At 39.1% G+C, this 20,745-nt stretch carries 21 protein-coding genes; 5 read left to right on the forward strand and 16 right to left on the reverse strand.

The window, feature by feature from the left end:
* Positions 1-17: 17 nt before the first annotated feature.
* The 5 genes from ilvN to RCJ95_RS15655 all read right to left on the reverse strand — a co-directional run bounded on the left by ilvN (position 18) and on the right by RCJ95_RS15655 (position 7,298).
* The gene (gene ilvN / locus RCJ95_RS15635) at positions 18-533 is read right to left on the reverse strand and encodes an acetolactate synthase small subunit (protein WP_004231416.1); all 516 of its coding nucleotides are present in this window, start codon (positions 531-533) and stop codon (positions 18-20) included.
* Positions 530-2,296: a biosynthetic-type acetolactate synthase large subunit gene (gene ilvB / locus RCJ95_RS15640; protein WP_202341117.1), complete on the reverse strand. Its 1,767-nt coding sequence runs from the start codon at positions 2,294-2,296 to the stop codon at positions 530-532. Before ilvB ends, ilvN begins: the two co-directional genes overlap by 4 nt.
* Positions 2,297-2,781: 485 nt before the next feature.
* On the reverse strand, positions 2,782-4,452 hold the full coding sequence (gene ilvD, locus RCJ95_RS15645; protein ID WP_221680260.1) for a dihydroxy-acid dehydratase: 1,671 nt from the start codon (positions 4,450-4,452) through the stop codon (positions 2,782-2,784).
* Positions 4,453-4,812: 360 nt separating this feature from the next.
* Positions 4,813-6,135, reverse strand: coding sequence for a D-arabinono-1,4-lactone oxidase (locus RCJ95_RS15650; protein ID WP_446722459.1), 1,323 nt, complete (start codon positions 6,133-6,135; stop codon positions 4,813-4,815).
* A complete protein-coding gene (locus RCJ95_RS15655; protein WP_446722460.1) occupies positions 6,123-7,298 on the reverse strand; it encodes an amino acid deaminase/aldolase in 1,176 nt (391 codons plus the stop codon). Before RCJ95_RS15655 ends, RCJ95_RS15650 begins: the two co-directional genes overlap by 13 nt.
* A 798-nt stretch (positions 7,299-8,096) precedes the next feature.
* On the opposite strand from RCJ95_RS15655, the gene RCJ95_RS15660 reads away from it, so the two are divergent.
* Positions 8,097-8,354: a GlsB/YeaQ/YmgE family stress response membrane protein gene (locus tag RCJ95_RS15660; RefSeq protein WP_004231402.1), complete on the forward strand. Its 258-nt coding sequence runs from the start codon at positions 8,097-8,099 to the stop codon at positions 8,352-8,354.
* Positions 8,355-8,389: 35 nt separating this feature from the next.
* Here RCJ95_RS15660 and RCJ95_RS15665 read toward each other — a convergent pair whose 3' ends face one another.
* Complete coding sequence (locus tag RCJ95_RS15665; protein ID WP_446722461.1) at positions 8,390-9,088, reverse strand: lytic transglycosylase domain-containing protein; 699 nt, start codon at positions 9,086-9,088, stop codon at positions 8,390-8,392.
* Positions 9,089-9,274: 186 nt separating this feature from the next.
* Between RCJ95_RS15665 and mscL the strand changes: the two genes are divergently transcribed.
* From mscL to RCJ95_RS15680, 3 genes are all read left to right on the forward strand, one after another.
* Positions 9,275-9,664 (forward strand): large conductance mechanosensitive channel protein MscL, encoded by a 390-nt coding sequence (gene mscL, locus RCJ95_RS15670; protein WP_313149846.1) that lies wholly within the window; start codon positions 9,275-9,277, stop codon positions 9,662-9,664.
* 440 nt (positions 9,665-10,104) lie between these two features.
* A complete protein-coding gene (locus RCJ95_RS15675; RefSeq protein ID WP_257522449.1) occupies positions 10,105-11,220 on the forward strand; it encodes a methionine biosynthesis PLP-dependent protein in 1,116 nt (371 codons plus the stop codon).
* A 3-nt stretch (positions 11,221-11,223) separates the two neighbouring features.
* Entirely contained in the window at positions 11,224-12,384 is a 1,161-nt protein-coding gene (locus tag RCJ95_RS15680) for an aminotransferase class I/II-fold pyridoxal phosphate-dependent enzyme (RefSeq protein WP_221680257.1), read from the forward strand.
* A 53-nt stretch (positions 12,385-12,437) separates the two neighbouring features.
* Here the strand turns inward: RCJ95_RS15680 and RCJ95_RS15685 are convergent, their stop codons facing one another.
* On the reverse strand, positions 12,438-12,866 hold the full coding sequence (locus RCJ95_RS15685; protein WP_221680256.1) for an NUDIX hydrolase: 429 nt from the start codon (positions 12,864-12,866) through the stop codon (positions 12,438-12,440).
* Positions 12,867-12,935: 69 nt separating this feature from the next.
* On the opposite strand from RCJ95_RS15685, the gene RCJ95_RS15690 reads away from it, so the two are divergent.
* Positions 12,936-13,427, forward strand: coding sequence for a GNAT family N-acetyltransferase (locus tag RCJ95_RS15690; RefSeq protein ID WP_004231387.1), 492 nt, complete (start codon positions 12,936-12,938; stop codon positions 13,425-13,427).
* 30 nt (positions 13,428-13,457) lie between these two features.
* Here the strand turns inward: RCJ95_RS15690 and RCJ95_RS15695 are convergent, their stop codons facing one another.
* The 9 genes from RCJ95_RS15695 to RCJ95_RS15735 form a co-directional block, all read right to left on the reverse strand.
* Positions 13,458-13,796, reverse strand: a complete 339-nt coding sequence (locus tag RCJ95_RS15695) for a cupin domain-containing protein (RefSeq protein WP_004231385.1) — start codon at positions 13,794-13,796, stop codon at positions 13,458-13,460.
* 20 nt (positions 13,797-13,816) lie between these two features.
* Positions 13,817-14,353: a hypothetical protein gene (locus tag RCJ95_RS15700; RefSeq protein WP_257522450.1), complete on the reverse strand. Its 537-nt coding sequence runs from the start codon at positions 14,351-14,353 to the stop codon at positions 13,817-13,819.
* Positions 14,354-14,472: 119 nt separating this feature from the next.
* The gene (locus RCJ95_RS15705) at positions 14,473-14,625 is read right to left on the reverse strand and encodes a YpzG family protein (RefSeq protein ID WP_004231380.1); all 153 of its coding nucleotides are present in this window, start codon (positions 14,623-14,625) and stop codon (positions 14,473-14,475) included.
* Between the two features lie 105 nt (positions 14,626-14,730).
* Positions 14,731-15,906, reverse strand: coding sequence for a M20 metallopeptidase family protein (locus tag RCJ95_RS15710; protein WP_312128705.1), 1,176 nt, complete (start codon positions 15,904-15,906; stop codon positions 14,731-14,733).
* A 17-nt stretch (positions 15,907-15,923) separates the two neighbouring features.
* On the reverse strand, positions 15,924-17,111 hold the full coding sequence (locus RCJ95_RS15715; RefSeq protein ID WP_320939736.1) for a hypothetical protein: 1,188 nt from the start codon (positions 17,109-17,111) through the stop codon (positions 15,924-15,926).
* A gap of 233 nt (positions 17,112-17,344) precedes the next feature.
* Positions 17,345-17,650 (reverse strand): DUF3784 domain-containing protein, encoded by a 306-nt coding sequence (locus tag RCJ95_RS15720; protein WP_274769449.1) that lies wholly within the window; start codon positions 17,648-17,650, stop codon positions 17,345-17,347.
* An 11-nt stretch (positions 17,651-17,661) separates the two neighbouring features.
* Complete coding sequence (locus tag RCJ95_RS15725) at positions 17,662-18,945, reverse strand: alpha/beta hydrolase (RefSeq protein ID WP_274769450.1); 1,284 nt, start codon at positions 18,943-18,945, stop codon at positions 17,662-17,664.
* A gap of 13 nt (positions 18,946-18,958) precedes the next feature.
* Positions 18,959-20,038 carry a DUF1648 domain-containing protein gene (locus tag RCJ95_RS15730; protein WP_274769452.1) on the reverse strand — a complete coding sequence of 360 codons (1,080 nt, stop codon included), beginning with the start codon at positions 20,036-20,038 and terminating at the stop codon, positions 18,959-18,961.
* Between the two features lie 7 nt (positions 20,039-20,045).
* The gene (locus tag RCJ95_RS15735; protein ID WP_009370283.1) at positions 20,046-20,423 is read right to left on the reverse strand and encodes a GntR family transcriptional regulator; all 378 of its coding nucleotides are present in this window, start codon (positions 20,421-20,423) and stop codon (positions 20,046-20,048) included.
* Between the last annotated feature and the right edge of the window lie 322 nt (positions 20,424-20,745).

Consider the following 20,745-nt stretch of genomic DNA (forward strand, 5'->3'; position numbering starts at 1 on the left):
TCATTTTTATATGCAAACTATTTTAAAATAGAGAGCTGCGGGTTTGAGACTTTTTGTGTTTCACGAACGGAGGCAGTTGCTCCTGTACGTGTAAGTTCTTTAATGCCATATGGTCGAATGAGTTCGATAAAGGCATCAATCTTCTCTGGATGCCCTACTACTTGATACGTCACAACATTTTTAGCTGTATCTATAATTTGGGCGCGGAACGGTTCAACAATTGAATTCATTTCCAAACGTAAATTTGGTGGGGAAATCACCTTTACTAGTGCTAGCTCTCGTAGAACAATCGATTTATCGGTAATGTCATTGACCTTTAACACATCAATTTGCTTGGATAACTGTTTCACTAGCTGTTCAATTTTGCGTTCGTCCTCTACGTTGACAACGAAGGTCATCTTTGAAAAATTTGGTTGCTCCGTATGACCTACTGTAATCGATTCAATATTGAACTGACGCTTCATCAATAAACCTGTCAAACGGTTTAATACACCACTTTGGTTAATCACAGTTACGGTAATTACTCGCTTCAATTCTTTTTCACCCCAATCATTTCATGTAAGCCTTTGCCAGGTGCTACCATTGGGTAAACACATTCAAGCTGTTTCACTCGACAGTCAATTAATACTGGCTCATCAGACAGCAGTGCCTCACGGAAAATAGACTCTGCTTCATCGATTGTGTTAATTCGATAGCCTTTAATGTTATAAGCATCAGCTAACTTAACAAAATCTGGTTGGATCGGCATAAGTGATGATGAATAGCGCTCTTCATAGAATGTTTGTTGCCATTGACGCACCATGCCTAGACAGCTATTATTCAAAATCACTATTTTTACTGGTAAGTTAAATTCCTGTAGGATGGATAGCTCCTGTGCCGTCATTTGGAATCCTGCATCTCCTACAATCGAAATAACTTTTTTGTCTGGCTTCGCAAATTGGGCGCCAATTGCGGCCGGGAAGCCGAAGCCCATCGTACCAAGTCCACCAGACGTTACCCATGCATGATCATTATTTAAATGATAATATTGCGCTGCCCACATTTGATGCTGCCCAACATCTGTCGTCACAATGGCATTCCCTTCAGTAATCTTGTGCACTAATTGCAATGCCTCTTGTGGTAGGATTTCTTGCGTATTTGTATCCTTGCAATACCATAATGGATATTCCATCGCATGATTCCTTAAATAAGCTAACCAATCATCTGTATCAGGACCTTGGAAATCCTTTTTCAACAGTGCTTTTAAAGCCTCTTTGGCATCAGCAACAATTGGAATATCTGTCGGTACATTCTTGCCAATTTCAGCAGGATCAATATCGATATGGATAATCGTTGCATTTGGTGCAAATGTAGCTAGATTACCTGTTAGACGATCATCAAATCGTGCCCCAATATTGAGTAATAAATCCGATTTTGTGATCGCTGTATTTGCTGTAGCTGTTCCATGCATCCCAGCCATTCCAAGGAATAAGTCATGTTCACCATGGATGGAGCCCAAGCCTAGCAATGTGTTCGTTACTGGAATACGATATTTTTCTGCGAAAGTCGTTAATTCCTCACGTGCATCCGCAAAAAGAACACCTGCACCTGCTAAGATGATTGGGTTTTTTGCCAATGAAATGGCTTGAATCGCCTTTTGGATTTGTAAATAATTTGGTTTATATGTTGGCTGATAACCTGGTAAATAAATTTCATCAGGTGCTTGCGGTGGATTCTCTACATCAAACAACATTTGGGAAACGTTTTTTGGGAAATCCACGACAACTGGCCCCTTACGACCTGTGCTAGCGATATGGAAAGCTTCCTTCACAATGCGGGGGATATCATTGACATCCTGCACCTGATAGTTGTGCTTTGTAATCGGTGTTGTAATCCCCATAATATCCGCTTCTTGGAAAGCATCTGTTCCAATCACAGATGTCGCAACCTGTCCTGTAAAAACAACCAATGGAATAGAATCGATCATGGCATCCGCAATACCTGTTACAAGGTTTGTTGCACCAGGTCCACTTGTGGCAATAACAACGCCTGTTTTACCTGAAACACGAGCATAGCCTTCCGCCGCATGAATAGCACCCTGTTCATGTCTTGTTAAAATATGGCGAATAGGGTTTTTATACATCGCATCGTAAATTTGTAATACGGCTCCTCCAGGATAGCCAAAGACAATTTCAACCCCTTGATCGTGCAATGCCTGCACTAATACATCTGCACCGTCCTTCGCTTGATAGGTTTGTTCAGCTGTTGCTGTTGTCGCTAATTGTTCTTGTTCATTGATTGAAACATTCGCACTCATCAAATTATGCCTCCTTCATTTCTTTCAAACTCACACATCAGTGTTGTAGATTAGTGAAGTGTCAATAGCTGGATTGACTATTCCTCTCATCCTTTTCGTTGAGAGGTTGTTCAATTGCATCGTGAAAATAATAAAAAGCCTTTTTCTCCACACGCAAAGAACTACCTTACGTAGGGATGAAAAAGACTTTCCATGGTACCACCCTTTTTTATAGCAAATAATTGCTACCTCGCGAATAAATGACTGCATTTATGCACCAATGCGACAGACATCGCATCCAATATAGTGTCATAAAACATTTATTCATTAATAACGAGCACTTTCGACTATGCCCGGAGCTATCTAATGGTGTAAACACGTTTAATAGCCCACTCCGAGGGGATGTCGGATCTAGTTGTATCGCCGGCTTCCAGCACGACCGGCTCTCTGGTAGATACAAGGCTCTAGAACCTTTAACCTCATCAACGTTTTTATTTATCTAGTTGTTAAATTTTCATTACGCCTCCAGTAGAAGCGCTCGTCACTAATTTTGAATATCTTGCTAACCAACCGCGTTTGATTTTTGGCTCAAAGGCTGGTAATTTTGCACGACGTTCAGCTAAAACTTCATCTGAAACTTGTAAATTAATCGTACGATTTGGTAGATCAATTTCGATAATATCTCCGTTTTCTACTAAAGCGATTGGACCGCCTTCAGCAGCTTCTGGTGAAATATGGCCAATTGAAATACCACGAGATGCCCCGGAGAAACGACCATCTGTAATTAAGGCAACCTTTGTACCCAGGCCTCGACCTTGAATGGCAGATGTTGGTGCGAGCATTTCTGGCATCCCTGGGCCACCCTTAGGTCCTTCATAGCGAATGACAACTACATGGCCCTCTTTCACCGTTCCATTATCAATGTTTTCTTGTGCTGCTTCTTGTGAATCAAAGACGATAGCCTCGCCCTTGAATACTTTGATAGAAGGATCAACTGCCCCTACTTTAATAACAGAGCCATCTGGTGCGATGTTACCGAATAAAACTGATAATCCACCTACAGCACTATATGGATTGTCTTTTGTTCGAATGACTTGATCATTCGTGATGTGATAATCTTTGACAAGCTCACCCATTGTAACGCCTGCTACGGTTGGACGGTCTGGATGAATAGCACCTGGAATAGATGTTAATTCATTAATAATGGCACTTACGCCACCTGCTTTATTAATATCATCCATTGAAATATCTGAAGCAGGCATGATTTTTGCTAAATAAGGCACTCTTTCTGCTACTTTATTAATATCTTCAATGTTGTAATCTATCTCGGCTTCATTGGCAATTGCTAATGTATGAAGAACTGTATTTGTGGAGCCTCCCATTGCCATATCAAGAGCAAACGCATCATCAATTGCCTCTTTTGTAATAATATCGCGAGGTTTAACGTCTTCCTTGATCATGCGAATTAATTGTTTAGCTGCTTCTTTAATCAGCTTGTGACGCTCTTCAGAAGTGGCAACGATTGTACCATTTCCAGGTAAAGCAACACCAAGCATTTCCATTAAGCAGTTCATCGAATTTGCTGTAAACATGCCTGAGCATGAGCCACATGTTGGACAAGCATTATTCTCAATATCCAACAGCTCTTCCGCAGACATTTTTCCTGATTTGTGGGCTCCTACACCTTCAAACACAGATGTTAAGGAAAGCTGTTTTCCTGCTGCAGAAGTTCCCGCCTCCATTGGACCACCTGAAACAAAGATAGATGGTACATTCGTACGAACTGCTGCCATAAGCATTCCTGGTGTAATTTTGTCACAGTTTGGAATATAAAATACGCCATCAAACCAATGTGCATTAATAACAGTTTCAGCAGAGTCTGCTATAATCTCACGACTCGGTAAGGAATAACGCATACCTATATGCCCCATTGCAATACCATCATCGACGCCAATTGTATTAAATTCGAATGGAATACCACCCGCTTCTATAATAGCTTCTTTCACTACATCAGCGAACGTACGTAAATGAACGTGACCTGGTATTATGTCGATATAAGAGTTACAAACCCCAATAAATGGTTTGCCTAGATCTTTTGCTTTTACTTTGCCTGTTGCATATAAAAGACTTCGATGTGGCGCTCGATCTACGCCTACTTTAATCATGTCACTTCTCATTTTAAACGCCCCTCATTGCTATCCATACTATGTTCGTTGCTATAGACAAAATGTTCTGTCTTTTTATTTTTTGTTTATAGAGTAATGGTCTCTTAGACGATTACTGCTGTAAAGATTGTTGTTATCATAGTACGAAAAAAAGGTCTCGTCAACAGTATTTTTTGAATTGTTTAAACAATTCAAAAAATCTGTCAAAATTGAAATCGTTTACATGCTGATTAAGCATCAGTTTTATCTCGCTTTGATAAAAATTTTGACATTTCGTTCAAATTTTAATTTTTTAATAATAAACAAAAATGAGTAAATAAATAATTCCCATATATTTGAATAAGCTAAATCATCCAATCCTCGAGATAACGCTTACAATAGAAACAACTTTTTTAAGTATCCTGTAAAAAATACTTGTTCAGGATCATATTGGTGTCGAATACTTAAAAACTTTTCAATCTCTGGATACAACGCATAGACCGTTTGCGCTGTTAAATGATGTTGTTTTCCCCAGTGAGGACGACCTTCATATTTTTGCATCAATGTATGCACCCATTTAAAATAAGGCTCTTCTGCCATTCCCTTATACATATGAAAGGCTATAAAAGCTGACTCACGCCCTTGTGTTGGACTTAAAAAACCTGCTTCGCCTGCAGTTGTTCGACACTCTAAAGGAAAATGCACATTAAAAGTCCCTTTTTTAAACGTTGCATGGATTTCCTCCAAACAAGCTTCAAACTGTGATAAAGGGATGGCATATTCACTCTCTTGGAACTTCACGCTACGAGGTGAAGGATAAATTTCATAGCTTATCCCTACTTTTTCACTTTCTACCACATTGGCAGCCGCTATCTTGCTCATGGTACCACTTAAACCTGGTTTCCACTTACAAAGCGCTGACATCGCAAAAAAAGCCCCATTTTCTACTATTTGTAGCTTTAACCTTTCTATTTTTTTATTCCATTCGCTTTGAAAGACAGGCGCGACCGCATTCATCCGTTTTACTTGAATTGTTTCACTACCAGGAAAATAAAACCACTCCACATGACGATGTTGACGAATATCCTCAGCAAATAACGAGAGACCATTTGTCAATGTTTCTCTTGCCCCCACATAATGCAAACCATATAGTGGTATGACCTTAATCGTTACTTTGACCAGAACACCTAGCATCCCAAGAGATACATGCAGCGCTTCAGATAAATTATCCATCCCTCTCCTATGTTCCTGATAAGTACCAGTACCATCTACAAATCCCCATGCCTGGACAGCTGACGATAGAGAACCAAGTGTAACCCCTGTGCCATGTGTGCCAGTTGACACTGCCCCTGCAATGGTTTGCTCCTGTATATCGCCCATATTGATTAACGCAAAACCATGTTTCGCTAGCATTGGACCAATTTCATATAGGTAGGTCCCTGCCCATAATGTTGCCTCCTGCCTTTCCTCATTCACAGCGATTAATCCACGCAGATTATGTAAGGAAATGGCTATATGCTCAGGCATAGCCACAGCGCTAAAAGAATGAGCAGCACCTGTGACACGGATTGTCTTTCCTGATTGACACGCATGCTTCACAATTGCTGAAACTTCATCAATGGAGTGTGGTAAATACATTTCATTCGGATAGGAAATAACATTACCAGCCCAGTTTGTCCACTTTTCACCATTCCGCCATTTTTCTATAGAAAACATTGTCCATCCCCCCTGTATGTTGTGTAATGTCCTGCATACTTGTCCCCACGAATAGCATGCAGGATCTGAAAACGCTCACAAAGCTCTCCAGCCTTCGCATGTCGAAAATAAATAGTATCGCCAATATTGATACTTTTCTCCTTGACCTTTATGGGTGTTTGCACTTCCCCTGCGCCTTCTAGGCTAAGATATGCAAAAGTGGTAGGGTCATAGAATACAGGCAAACGATCCATCCCAATTGCTCCTGAAGCCGTATAGCCTCCCCCATGACAAACAACGATATTTTTTTCAGGCTTTCTTGTTACACGTAAGGCAAATCCAGCAGCCTTTTCTAGCTGTAAATGTGTAAATTGATCGAACAATGCAGGTGCATAAAAAGCCGAGCCAACTGTAATTTCCGTTACTTCCTTCTGTTGATTGGTGTACGTCATACTTCCTGATCCCCCACCATTAACAAAGCGCAGATTTGGAAAATAGGCCTTGATATGGGCGACCGCTAATCGACGAAACTGCGTTACTTGCTTTTTGGCTTGTATTTGCATGGCTTCTATGACTCTACCTTTTACAGCATTTGCTGGACGATTGCCAACCCCTGCTATTTGAGCCTCATAGCCCATCGCTCCTACCACTTCAATTACAGGGGTGTTTTGAATGGTTTGTAAAAAAGGTGTCAACGTTTCAAGAGAAGACAATGACGAACGTTTTGTTCCAAAATACAATACTTTAAAATCATTTGAAACATTAAGATCAATGCAAACCTGTACACGTACGCCAATCTCTTGTGCTAGTTTCGCCAATAGTTGGATATGTTCTGGTCTGTCTACCATAAAAGTGACGATTTTTCCTTCCTTTACAAAATGTAACAATCGACGAATCGTTGCTTCCTCCATTACTGGATAGCCAAGCAATAAGTCATCAAACTGGTGCTCTAATAAATAAAGGGTCTCTGTTGCAGTAAATGTCATTAATCCCACAACATTCACAAGTTTTTTCTGTATATAACGAAGGACCTCAATAGAACGAATCGATTTTGTTGCAATACGAATTTGTTTTCCACCACAAGCATCTTGAACCATTTGTATATTTTTATCTAGTGCATCTAAGTCTAACCATGCAAATGGCCTTTCCAAATCACAAAATGCTTGATCGAATCTGAACGTCATTTCATCACTCCCTTGTCTGTACTATGTATTTGACACTTAACAGAATAATTCCTTTTTTCAGTTAATTAAACAAAATAAAACAACCGTGCGCCTGTTTTACAATAAGACTACACGGTTGTTTTAATATAGGATAAACATTTCATTCACCTTTCTATTAAATTGGTTACGATGCGTATAAGAAATCAGCTGCAAGATTTAGCATTACTAATAAATGCAAACCAGCAATTAAAAAGCCTTGACGATTTAAACGTTTCATAACAGCCATATTCATACGACCACGCTCCTTTTCTACATTATAATCCCTTTATACAGAATTTTCAAACTATTAAAAAGTGGAAATTTACCCATTTTTCTTTTTCTACATAAAAAATTCTCCCAGGAAATAAGGAATTGTACAGGGAATTGACATTCTGTTTCAATAAATAATGTATTTTTTCACGAATGAAAAGGCTATTGTAGTAAATAATTTAGTTAAATGGCTGTTTTTTATTGTTTCTGGCGATTGGGCGTTGTATGCCTTTCTGGTACGAATTGATTGCATGAACATACTATAGAAGTAAGCGATAATCGGTGTATGTACAATATAGAAGTAATTGTCGTTAATGTGGACATTTTCACAGTAATTTATGCAGTTGGATTAGCAATAAAGTGAGCACAGCAAAGGAGCTGCATTCACTTGTCTACAGCCTTATTTACAACATGTAATAATGACTAAACAAATCACAGTGTTTAATCTACTCCATTCAGGGTATAACTAAGTAATCGCCATTATATCTTAAATTTAAGGAGATGAAAGTAATGATTAGTTTCATTTGGTATTTAATTATTGGAGGAATTCTTGGTTGGTTAGCTGGCGTCATTTTAGGTAAAGATGTACCAGGCGGCATCATCGGGAATATTATTGCAGGTATTGTCGGTTCTTGGATTGGTAGTATGGTTTTAGGGAACTGGGGCTGGAGAGTAAGTGATTTCTACGTGTTCCCAGCACTGATCGGTGCCATCGTGTTGATCTTTATCGTCAGCCTTATTTTAAAAGGTATGCGTAAAGCAACTTAAATATGTAATGAAGAGCCATCCAGTGTGATGGCTCTTTATTTTTCTTCATGTAAAAGAACAGCTGCTTGGAGTTCATCGTGAAAATCATCATACAACTGGTAGTAATATAACACATCCTCGACATATTTCTCGCTATGGTTGTATTGATAAACAGCTTTCTTAATATTCCCTGTCGCAGCACCGTATTTAGATAAGTAATTCGCAGCACTAAATACTGCATCCTCAATATCATAAGGATCTGCTATTCCATCCCCATTTGCGTCTACGCCATATCCTCCGTATTTAGCAATTGTCTCAGGATTCATCAATTCATTTTTCGTGATGTTTCCTTTTCCTAAACCTGCGCATGTGGGATGTTGCCAGCCGACGAATGTACAGGGCATGAATTGCATATGCCCCTCTGCCCCAGCAGATGATACCATTGATTTTACCGTAGAAAAACGCGTTTCAATACGATGATGCGCAGCAAGTAATGTCCATGGTACTCCATATTTTTCTTCTGCATCTACATAAACGGGAATGTATTGCTCAGGAATTTTCATATCGAAATGCTGTTGAATCTCCTCAATTGCCTTTTGCTGGACAAGCTTTTCGAATATCGGTAATGTTTGAAGCTCCTTCCAAGCAAAAAATGTGAGGACATACACAGTAATTGCAATTGGAATCAATAATGCTATCATACCCAATTTTGTCGCGGGTGATAACATGGGTTTGTTATTCTTTTTCTTTGCCATACGTCACACCTAATCTAGTATTCTTTTTCTATATTACCAAATTTTCCGTAATGTGCAGTATATCTTTTAATTTTGAAAGATCGAAGTCTTCCAATTTCCACTATGAAAGCAGTTGAAAGGTTTAGTAAAAATATAGTAAAATACAGATTGATTCGTTTATTGGATATTAATAGGGAGGAATTTATTTTGTGGAAAGACTTTAAAGAATTTGCGATGAAAGGCAATATTATCGATCTAGCAGTAGCAGTAGTCATTGGTGGTGCTTTCGGTAAAATTGTTACCTCCTTAGTTGAAAATATCATCATGCCATTGGTCGGTGTTTTAACGGGTGGTATTGATTTAACAAAGAGTTTTGTTTTTGGCTCAGGTGAAGCTCAAATCAATTTTGGTGTATTTCTACAATCCATCATTGATTTTTTAATCATAGCATTTGCCATTTTTATGGCCTTACGAATTATGACTAAGCTTACACGTAAAAAAGAAGAAGCAGTCGTGGAAGAACCAGCACCTGAACTCGACGCCAAAGAAGAGCTTCTCAAAGAAATTCGCGACTTACTGAAAAAAGAACAAGCCTAACATGTTGTTAAAGCATCTGTCTCTCATTTAAAGGAGGCAGATGTTTTTATTTTGTATCCTTTACTTTTTGTGCTCTATCCGCTATTTCAGAACCTATCCCTCACTTTGTCCGCTCTATCCATCACTTTTCACGTTCTATCCGCTACTTCAGAACCTATCCCTCACTTTGTCCGCTCTATTCATCACTTTTCACGTTCTATCCGCTACTTTCTATCTTGTATCCGCTAACTTGAAATTATCCTCCACTTCTTCAGCTCTATCTTTATTCCGGAATCTCCTACTATTCCTACGTGTTTAACTATAAATAATCTAGCTAATTTTCAGAAATCACCTTGTTCTTCTTTAGTATCCATGTTAAATTGGTAACAATTATTGAGAATACTATTAAATTGAAAGCGAAAGTTGTTGCTTTTAATAATATTGAAGAAAAGAGTGACGTCATGACATTAAAAAGAAGTATTGAAACAAAGCTTGTACAACTTGGTAATTTAAGTGACCCAGCAACAGGAGCTGTGAGTCCGCCCATTCATTTATCGACTGCTTATAAACATACTGGGATTGGTGAATCTACTGGTTTTGACTATACACGTACAAAAAATCCAACACGTGCTCTTTTAGAAGCAGGAATTGCTGATTTAGAGGGTGGCGATATGGGCTTTGCCTGTAGTTCCGGGATGGCTGCCATTCAATTGGTATTATCCCTATTTAAACCAGGCGATGAATTAGTCGTGCCAGATGATTTATATGGCGGTACATATAGACTATTTAACTTCTTCCAAGATACTTATAATATCAAGCCTGTTTATTCAAAATTTGAATCAGTTGAACAGGTGGAAGCATTAATGAATGAAAATACACGTGCAATATTTATTGAAACACCAACAAATCCACTTATGCAGGAATTTGATTTACAAGTGTATGCGGAGTTAGCACATAAGCATGGGGCATGGTTAATTGTGGATAATACATTTTATACGCCATACTTCCAACGCCCTATTGAATTAGGCGCAGATATTGTGCTTCATTCTGCAACGAAGTATATTGGTGGTCATAATGATGTTTTAGCTGGGCTAGTGGTTGCTAAAGGCACAGAATTAGCTGAACGTATTGGCTTTATTCATAATGGTAGTGGCATGGTGCTAGGAGCTATGGATTCATGGTTACTTATTCGTGGTCTAAAAACAATGCATCTACGCTTAAAGCAACATGATGCCAATGCGAAGGCGATTGCTGCTTACTTAGAGGAAGAAGAGTTAGTGACAGATGTCCTTTATACTGGAAAAGGTGGCATGCTGTCATTCCGCTTGCAAAAGCCTGAGTGGATTGACCCATTCCTTCGTAACTTAAAGTTAATTACTTTTGCTGAAAGTCTTGGCGGTGTTGAAAGCTTTATTACGTATCCTGCTACACAAACACATGCAGATATGCCTTATGAAGAACGTGTGGAGCGTGGCGTTTGTGATCGTTTATTACGCTTCTCTGTTGGCATTGAGGAAGCAGAAGATTTAATTGCAGACTTACGACAAGTATTTGATATCCTTAGAAAAGAGGCGTAATGGATGAAGCAACGTATTGAAACAAGCCTCATTCACGCAGGTGTTCGTGATGGCTATGGTGATAAAAAAGGGGCTGTTAATGTCCCGATGTATCTGTCCTCTACTTTCCATCAAGAAAGTATAGATGAATTCGGAGAATATGATTATGCTCGTTCAGGCAACCCTACAAGAGATGCATTAGAAAAAGCTGTAGCAGAGCTTGAGGGTGGTGTTCGTGCCCATGCATTTTCATCTGGAATCGCTGCCGTATCAGCAGCATTAATGCTGTTATCGCAGGGAGATCATATCGTCATGACTGAGGATGTTTATGGTGGAACCTATCGTTTTGTAACAAAGGTGTTGCCACGCTTTGGGATTTCCCATACATTTGTAGATTTTACGGATCTAGCAGCTGTAGAAGCAGCAATCACGCCAGCTACAAAACTACTTTATATGGAAACACCATCAAATCCAACGTTAGGCATTACAGATATACGTGGTATAGTGGCGCTTGCCAAGCAACACCACTGCCTTACATTCTTGGATAATACTTTTATGACACCTTTACACCAACGCCCACTAGAACTTGGTGTAGATGTCGTTATTCATAGTGCAACAAAGTTTTTATCTGGACATTCTGATATTATTGCTGGCTTAACGGTTACTGCCGATGAAAAGCTAGGTCAGGATCTCTACTTTATCCAAAATTCATTCGGTAATATTTTAGGTGTACAGGATTCATTCACACTTCTACAAAACATCAAAACAACAGATGTACGTTTTAGTCGTTCTGCTGAATCTGCACAAAAAATTGCTGTTTATTTGGCTAGTAATCCACTAGTTGAGCAGGTCTACTATCCAGGGCTTGCTTCACATCCTGGCTACGCTATTCATCAACGTCAAAGCACAAGTCCTGGGGCCGTTTTATCCTTCCGACTACCAAGCTATGCAGCTGCAAAGGCATTGGTTGAGGCGATGACAATTCCAGTATTTGCGGTCTCTCTTGGAGGAGTAGAATCTATTCTTTCTTACCCTGCAAAAATGAGTCATGCTGCTATGGAGCCTGAAGAGCGTGCTAAACGAGGCATCACAGATGGCCTTCTACGTTTTTCTGTAGGACTTGAGCATGTTGATGACTTAATTGCTGATTTTGCACAAGCCCTAGAGATTGCTGCCAGGGCTTAATCGAATCAACATAAAAACCGCGTCCAGTTGACGCGGTTTTATTTATGATAGGTTCAATTTTTCACCTTTGCTAACAATCGGTATAAATAATCCCCATGCCCCTTTGCTAGCAGGGCATCTTGCTCAGCTGAAATCCAATAGAATGAAAAGAGTAAATCCCCTTCGTTCAAGCCTGTTGGATGATGCTGCCATGCATCCCGTGTTTCATCGGATGTTAAATGATAAAAATACCGTTTTTGTAAAACACCTGATGGATGATTAAAATAGTCCTGTGCTATTAACGCTTGAACGACAAGTGTGGTTAGACCTGTTTCTTCTAGCATTTCACGTTTCACAGCGTCTAAAGGTGTTTCCCCTTCCTCTACCGTACCTTTGGGCACCTGGATACCTGCCCCAACTGAATTCTGTTCAAATACGAGTACCTGTAATTGATCCTCATGCGTTCGCGTGATATAGCCAAATGCTTTTTCAATTACTTGCATGAAAGTGACCCCCTTTGAATGATTGAATGTTACAATAAAGAGAAAAATTGGAATAGCAGGTGAAAAGTGTTGACACTTATTATACGACAGATGCAAGAAAATGACATTACTTTTGTACAAGAAATTGCTAGAATAAGCTGGCATCATACATACGAAGGAATCATTCCACGTGACATTCAAGATCGTTTTTTACAACTAGCTTATAGTCGAGAACGATTAATTGAACGTCTTATCAACAGTCCGTTTCTTGTTGCAATTTTTGACGAATGGCTAGTAGGCTTTGCTAATTTTTCAAATGTAACACAAGGTGAGGCAGAGCTACATGCGATTTATTTACATCCTGATATGCATGGTAAGGGCGTGGGTACCGCACTTTTACAGGAAGGACTACGCATGCTACCAAATCTATCGTCTTTATTTGTTTGTGTAGAGAAAGAAAATAAACTTGGAATGCATTTTTATCAAGCAAAGGGATTTGTAGCAATAGAAGAATTTGATGAACAATTTGATGGTCATCTACTTAAGACAGTTAAATTGGTTAAACAATATGAAAAAGTGTAACGGTTCTTGCAACTACCGTTACACTTTTATTTATGTAAGATTTATCTGCTCCGCTTGGATAACAAGTGCTGTTAAGCCAGTTATACTACCAGATTCATGTGCCTGTCCTTGATGCCATAGCACTCCCTGTCCTGTTTTTATGGTGATTTTTTCACCATCTTCACCTCTTATCCATCCTTCCCCATTAATAACGATAAATAGCTGTGGAACAGGGGCTTCATGCATACCAACCACTCCACCTGACTCAATATAGATGAAACCGATCGTCGTAGGCACTTCTGTTTTCGTAATTTTTCTATAGAATGTATCGATGGATTGGTATTGATGAATGGGGTTTGCTAAATCTTGTGTAAATTGTATCAGTTGCATTTCGCGAAAATCCTTTCTTATTAGGCTAGTTCTTCTTCAGCAAATGCTAAAAGAGTTCCATCTTCTTTTTTGATATAAAAAGTAAATGCATCATAGCCATTTCTTTTAATCGTTTCCCAGTTAGTGGTTTCTCCATTGATAAGTCGAACATTTTCTTGTTCATCTACCTCATAGTCGTCTATTTCTTCGTCATAGTCGATGTTATAGAAAAATGATAATACGACTTCTGTTTCGGGTAAATTATATTTTTCTAGTGGACGTTTGTCACGGTGATCCTCTGTATACGCCTCACAAAATAGCGCATTATAACCATGTAGAGTCGCATCAAAGAGCAAAATTTCCTCTGCGGATAAAGGATCTTTAGCAACGATTCTAGCGGTGGAGCCTGTAATAAAAGGCATTTCCTCCCCTTCAATGATTAGCAAATCACCGTAATACCAAATTTCAAATTGTTCATTGCCTGCACTAGAATGAAGCTGAAACTGTGATTCAACTTCATCTATAAATTGGACGTTTCCTGCAAATTGCTGTAGATAAATGGGAATAGGATTAATCATAGCTTTCCTCTCCTTTTCTGTTAGAAATTACTTCCTTACAATATAATACACCTTTCTTAGTCATAAAGAAAAACCCAGAATTTTTTCTGGGCTTGATGACACTTACTTTTCTAGCACGATTAAAACTGACGGGCCTTTGCTTCACTTCGCAAGAGACGGTTATGGAGAGTAATCTCCGTTTCACCATTTACTTGCGATTTTGATCGCTTAATCCTTGACCAGTTGCGGTGGATTTTTTGAGATTTGGGGTCTAGTTGTTCGAACCTACTCATTTTTCATCCTCCTCATCATTATAGATTTCATAAGTGAAATCTTCTTTATTATGACCAGCTAAGGTGAATTTATACTAATTTCATAAGAAGCATGTCCACTTCTCTTTATTTGTTTTCGCTTAACCAAGTTAACGCATATTGTACATATAATTCGGCTCCAACGCGCAAACCATCTTCATCGATATTAAAATGGCCATTATGATGTGCCCAGCGTGTATCCTTTACTGTATTGCCTGAGCCTACTAGAGCAAAGCAGCCAGGTACTTCATCTAAGTAAAAGCTAAAGTCTTCTCCACCCATTGTCGGATCATCAACATGATAAGCTTCCGCCCCAAAATGTTCAGCTGCAAGGCGCTCGACTAAGCTGGCACTCGCCACATCATTGTTGACGGCTTGTGTACCATATTCATAAACAACCTCTGCTGTGCCCCCATAAAGTGAGGCAATCTGCTCAGCATAATGACGAATTTGCGCTTCGATATGTGAACGGACCTCTTTATCAAAACAGCGCACAGTCCCTTCTAAAATGGCATCTTCAGCAATTACATTAAAGCGTGTGCCAACCTCCATTTTTCCAATTGTAAGAACGGCAGGTTGAAGTGGATTGACTGTACGTGCCACAACTGTTTGGACATTCAAAGCAAACGTTGAAGCAATCATCACGGCATCAATGGCATCATGTGGTACTGCGGCATGCCCGCCCTGCCCTTTAAAGCGCACTTTGAAAATATCAGCAGAGGCAAAGGCAGGACCTTTATTGCACTGAATTTTTCCTGTGTCAATTTGCGACCAAATATGAATACCAAAGACGTTATCTACACCTTTCATTGCTCCTTGCTCTACCATCGCTTTTGCACCCGTAGCAACTTCTTCCGCTGGCTGGAAAATAAAACGAACTGTTCCCTCAATTTCTTCTTGTACCGTATGTAATGTCTTAGCTGCAATCAGCAACATGGCTGTATGCGCATCATGACCACAGGCATGCATCTTACCATCTGTTTTAGAGCGATACGGAATATCTTCTCGTATTTCATAAACTGACAATGCATCCATATCCGCACGTAAGGCAATGGTTTTTCCTTCCCTGCCCCCTTTTAACTCCGCAATAATGCCTGTTGGCTCTGTTCGTCTATACGGAATACCAAGGTTCTCTAAATACGCTGCTACATAATTCGTTGTTTCATATTCTTCCCAAGAAAGCTCTGGCTCACTGTGCAATTTTTGACGAATCGTCACAAGCTCACTATTTAATTCCGCGATAATGCGTTTGATATTGTTCATGATTACTCTCTCCTTGTTTATAACCAACTTACGAAAATACCTGCTAAAATAACAGATGTTATCGTTACACTAATGAAGCCTCCTACAAGCATCGGTGGCAACATATGGCTTAACAGTATTTCACGTTCTTTTTCGTCGGTTGTGGACGATTTCACTACTTCATTCGTTAAAATATAATCTGCTGGGAACCCATAGAGCGCTGTTAAGGATACAGCAAACGCTAAATTCGGGCTGACCTTTAACACTTTTCCTGCGATGAAAGAGAAAATATACATACCAATGACTGCTAAGACAATAGACACTACTAATGGCACTATAATACGCATCAGCATTTCAGGGGAAGCCTGTTTTAAGCCATCAAATATAAAGAGCATTAACCCCATAATGGCAAAACCGAAGCCATTTGCTTTTTGCAATGGTTGTCTTTCTAAAAAACCAAATGTCGATGCAAGGACACCAAACACTAGGCATAGCACTAATGCATTGACTGTCACAACAGGTGCTAATGCTGTAGATGTACCATACGCTAATAATCCAACAAGCGCTAAACGGAAAAATTTAAAGTATTCTGTATTGTACTTGGTAGGAATTTTCCTAAATAATTTTGGTTGCTCAGATGACTGTTCAACATCTTCCTCTACCAGTGTTACCGATTGTATATTCCCTTGATGGTGTTCTTTTAATAAACGTTTTACTTCACGCTTCAATACAATGGACGTGATGGGATATCCTGCAAAACCTTGAATGACGTAAATCACAATGGCAAAGACGGCTAAATCCTCTAAGCCAGCTGCAGAAGCGCCTTCTGACATCACTAGCGCTGCCACAACACCACCGACTAATGGTGGAACTGCAACAATCATCGTTTTTAAATCAAATAGCAAGGCACCAATTGTAAATAATATGGCGATGATGCCTACAATACCAGCTAAAGAAATAACGATGGCTTTCCACTGGTTTTTCAATTCCTTAAGGGACAGAAGTGTACCCATATTCGTAATTAATAAATACATTAACATCGTGGCAACGACTGGACCAATCCCGGCAATACTAACAATATCTTTCGGGAAGAATGTCCAATAGCCAATTAAAAATAATACCGCACAGACGAACACAGATGGAATCCACGCCTTCGTTCTTGTTGCTACGATATCTCCGATGTAAAGAATAGCAAGTACTATCGTCAGTGCTAACATTTGCGACATATCAAAGAATTCTCCTAACTTAGTAATTTTTTAATGTCATCTATAATAATACTAATTATTCTCAAAATTCTATTTTTACAGAAAAGAAGAAAAACAACGTATGAACGAGCATATTCGTGACACTAAAATTACGGTTTTCCAAATATTTAGATTTTAAAGAATTTTTGTAAAGCGCTTACAAAAAAAGAGAACCATTCTAAAATGGTTCTACTTTGTCTTACATGCTATTTTTTTTAACGATTACCTGTGTTTACATAGATCAATAAAAATATCGTAAGGGCGACAAAAAGTACAAGACCTACATGAAATAACCATTGTGTATGGAATAATTCGTTTAGTATCCATAAAAGGACACAAAAACAGTAGCCATACATCATTTTTCCCATAAATCTTGCCAGTGCCTTTTCATCATAATATTCTTTTTCCTCCTGTGCCATCGTATGAAAGCCAGCAAGTAGAAAAGCTCCTTTACCTTGCGATAGAACAATGGCGAAGATGAGAAACGGCAGCATGATAATTAAATAGACAATTACTCCCAAGGTTTATCATCCTACTTTTCATTTTTAATAAATTGCTCAATTACTGGTAGTAATTCTTCATGCAGTGGCAGTGAAGGGTCTGCATAGGTTGCTAAGTTTTTGGCACGATCGGCTGGTGCCTTTTTCAATACGTGATTCATACCCGCTAGATAAAGTAATTTTGCCTCTTGTTTGCCTTTCTTCAATGCCTCAGCATCGGCTTCCTTCACTTGTAAATCTGTTGTTCCTTGTACTAGCAATACACGGCTTTTTACTTTTGCAAGCTCATTAGCAGGTTGATATTTTAGCAAGGAAATCAGAAAAGGCTGTACAGATGGACGGAAAAGGGCTTGTAGCTCTGGTGAAATATTTTTCACTTGCTTCCCTTGCTTTAAAGCTGTCAAAATATTCGTGGATTCATTGAAAAGCTTTGGTGCTAATTGACCTTTTAATTGCTCTAAAAGCACTTCATCTAACGATCTACCTGCACCGGCAATGGACACAAAGGATGCTACGCCTGTCTTTTGAGCTGCGAGCAAACCAATGAGTGAGCCTTCGCTATGGCCAATTACATGAACACTTGTATAGGCTTTATCAGCCATCAATGTTTGGATAATTTGTACAGCATCATCAACGTATTGGTCAAACGTTCCATCCTCTTCCTTTGTTAAGAGCGCTTGATTGTCACCTAGTCCTCGCTTATCATAACGCACCGTCGCAATGCCCTGTTGTGCTAAACCTTCCGCCAACATTTTCAAGCTATTATTTTTTCCAGCCAAAGCAGAATTACCATCTTTATCAGTTGGCCCCGATCCTGCTATTATCAGTGCCACTGGTGATGGAGATGTAGAAGCCTTTTCTACAGCTACCGTTAAGTTGCCGTTTTGAACGGGAATTTTTAATGTGTCATAGGTAACAGGTTGCTTTTTATAAGCCTTTAGTATTAAAGGAAATTTCGCACCATTTTGTTGAAATGTAGCCTCTATTTGTTCATTTTTGATTGTGCCATTAATGGCAATCGCCGAGCCGTTTAAATTTATGGACACTTTTACTTTATCACCTGTATACGTCACACTTTGAAATGGAAAATTAGATAAGCCCTGTGCTGGCACGGATAATGTTCCACTTTCCTTCTTTAAATCGATAATAATCGGTAATGGTCCATTTGGTGTTTCAATAGTTCCTTCCCATTTTCCAATAAACTGTTCATTCATTGCATTTGTCCCCTTTGATCCTTGATGTTGTGCAGTGACCTCTTTTTGCCCACAGGCAGCTAAAAGTAAAATTATACAGCAAATCAATAACCATTTTTTCATCTAATCTTCCTTTCTATATGAAAATCACCAATAAAATTGGCAGTAAAGTAATAGCTATTAAGATGTAACACCATTTGTTCGCGAAATTAACAGTCCAACCGATTCCAAACTTTTTAGGCACTAATAAGGATGGATCATTTTTATTGCAATAAAAAATACCCCATTTCCAGTATTGATCATCTGTGGCAGCTGTTTCATTTGTATGTACCTCATCAAAACGTTCATTACTTTTACTGAGCTTCCAAATGAACACTAGTAAACCACCCAACGTAACGACATTAAAGACAAGAAAAAGTGGGAAGAAGTAGGGAGCCGTTTGGTCTTGTAAAATAACAGTTGTATAGTGTAAAACAACAAATAGAATTGTCATACTAAAATTAATGGCTGCCAGGTACCAGCTTCCGTATTTACGCTGAGTTAACTCCCGATGAATGGATGCTTCTTTGGCCTGTGCACTTAATTGGATTTTGGCACTTTTCATGCCTTGACTCATCATGAAAAAACTAGTTTGTATTGCCAATAATATAAGCGGCATACTGATGACTGAGAGCCGCGATTTTTGAGTCCAACCATCGACCTCTCCTGCTCCATTCCAATGTGTCGCAAAAACCTCTGGGATTGTCTCATAGTTCATGTACGTAAAAGCAATTAAAGCAAGTGTGATGATGATGGGTACACTAAAAAATATAGGTGATAATGCTTCCTCTTTCTGACGGATAGACAAATCAGTCACATATACTGTTTTTATTTGTGTCTCCCACTGCTCCTGCACCTTTAATTTTTTCGTTTTAACATGATAACTCATGTAAAGACCTGATGACAAAAGGAGCATGACATACAAAAGGATAAAGGAAATTAAAGATACCTTCTCCTCTTGTATAGGTGAAAGATAGAGAGCGATTTGACCTACTAAAAATAAGCCGGTAATTCCTGCGATGATTTGGCTATAATGCTTCTTCCACAGCTTTAATTGTGGATGTTTGACATATGGTTCGGGTATGGAAACACCAAAAACAAGTGTTTTTCTTGTTAAATGTGGGGTCATCGTTTCCATAATTCCGACAATGATAAAGATGCCTACAATTATAAGCATACTACCCCTACTTCCATTGTTTTAAAATTCGCTGGAACAAACTTGTCATTTGCTCTTTCTCGAGGCCACGCGCAAAAGCCTCCGCCATGATAGGCTTCAAGGCATTTTCGACTTTTTCAACCTCTGTTTCTTCCAGCTCTCTCTTTTGACCACCAATAATGACCGCTTTTGCTTTTGGCTTCAATTCAATTAAGCCCTTCTCTTCAAGTTCATGATAACTTTTACTGACCGTGCTAACGTTAATGCCTAGATCTGTAGCCATCGAACGTACAGACGGTAAAGTATCACCATTTTTCAGCTCGCCTTGCGCAATGCATTCTATTATTTGATTGGCCAATTGTTTATATAGCTGCAATTCACTGTTTGGATCTAATTGTATTTGCATAAAACTCCCCCAATCTGTATTGCTTGTAACCAAACAGAAATCTGTTATGTATAGAGTAATACAGATTTTCTCTAATGTCAAATGAAGGAATTTTTATGGTGTTGAGTAGAGGTTTTTTCACAATAAGAGCGAGAGCCTTCCCTTGGTAGTGCTTTGAACTTCATTTAGAGTGGGTTCTCCTCCCCTATGAGCACTTTGGTACTTCTGTCAATAAAACGGACACTAAAATAAGAGAGGTTTTTGGCTACCGCCCTTCGGTTGCTCTGCTCTTTCATGGAGAATGGTTTCTAGCGTAACCATTCCCCATGAAAGACCTTGTGAG

The sequence above is a fragment of the Lysinibacillus sp. BSL11 genome, from assembly GCF_052928325.1.

Excerpts from the sequence above, each read along its gene's own strand:
- RCJ95_RS15655 (WP_446722460.1), bottom strand. The coding sequence starts at position 7,298 with ATGACGTTCAGATTCGATCAAGCATTTTGTGATTTGGAAAGGCCATTT.
- RCJ95_RS15705 (WP_004231380.1), bottom strand. The coding sequence starts at position 14,625 with ATGAGTAGGTTCGAACAACTAGACCCCAAATCTCAAAAAATCCACCGC.
- RCJ95_RS15665 (WP_446722461.1), bottom strand. The coding sequence starts at position 9,088 with ATGGCAAAGAAAAAGAATAACAAACCCATGTTATCACCCGCGACAAAA.
- ilvD (WP_221680260.1), bottom strand. The coding sequence starts at position 4,452 with ATGAGAAGTGACATGATTAAAGTAGGCGTAGATCGAGCGCCACATCGA.
- RCJ95_RS15650 (WP_446722459.1), bottom strand. The coding sequence starts at position 6,135 with ATGTTTTCTATAGAAAAATGGCGGAATGGTGAAAAGTGGACAAACTGG.
- RCJ95_RS15715 (WP_320939736.1), bottom strand. The coding sequence starts at position 17,111 with ATGTCGCAAATGTTAGCACTGACGATAGTACTTGCTATTCTTTACATC.
- RCJ95_RS15725 (WP_274769450.1), bottom strand. The coding sequence starts at position 18,945 with ATGAAAAAATGGTTATTGATTTGCTGTATAATTTTACTTTTAGCTGCC.
- ilvB (WP_202341117.1), bottom strand. The coding sequence starts at position 2,296 with ATGAGTGCGAATGTTTCAATCAATGAACAAGAACAATTAGCGACAACA.
- RCJ95_RS15710 (WP_312128705.1), bottom strand. The coding sequence starts at position 15,906 with ATGAACAATATCAAACGCATTATCGCGGAATTAAATAGTGAGCTTGTG.
- RCJ95_RS15660 (WP_004231402.1), top strand. The coding sequence starts at position 8,097 with ATGATTAGTTTCATTTGGTATTTAATTATTGGAGGAATTCTTGGTTGG.
- RCJ95_RS15695 (WP_004231385.1), bottom strand. The coding sequence starts at position 13,796 with ATGCAACTGATACAATTTACACAAGATTTAGCAAACCCCATTCATCAA.
- RCJ95_RS15675 (WP_257522449.1), top strand. The coding sequence starts at position 10,105 with ATGACATTAAAAAGAAGTATTGAAACAAAGCTTGTACAACTTGGTAAT.
- RCJ95_RS15730 (WP_274769452.1), bottom strand. The coding sequence starts at position 20,038 with ATGCTTATAATTGTAGGCATCTTTATCATTGTCGGAATTATGGAAACG.
- RCJ95_RS15685 (WP_221680256.1), bottom strand. The coding sequence starts at position 12,866 with ATGCAAGTAATTGAAAAAGCATTTGGCTATATCACGCGAACGCATGAG.
- RCJ95_RS15700 (WP_257522450.1), bottom strand. The coding sequence starts at position 14,353 with ATGATTAATCCTATTCCCATTTATCTACAGCAATTTGCAGGAAACGTC.
- RCJ95_RS15680 (WP_221680257.1), top strand. The coding sequence starts at position 11,224 with ATGAAGCAACGTATTGAAACAAGCCTCATTCACGCAGGTGTTCGTGAT.
- RCJ95_RS15735 (WP_009370283.1), bottom strand. The coding sequence starts at position 20,423 with ATGCAAATACAATTAGATCCAAACAGTGAATTGCAGCTATATAAACAA.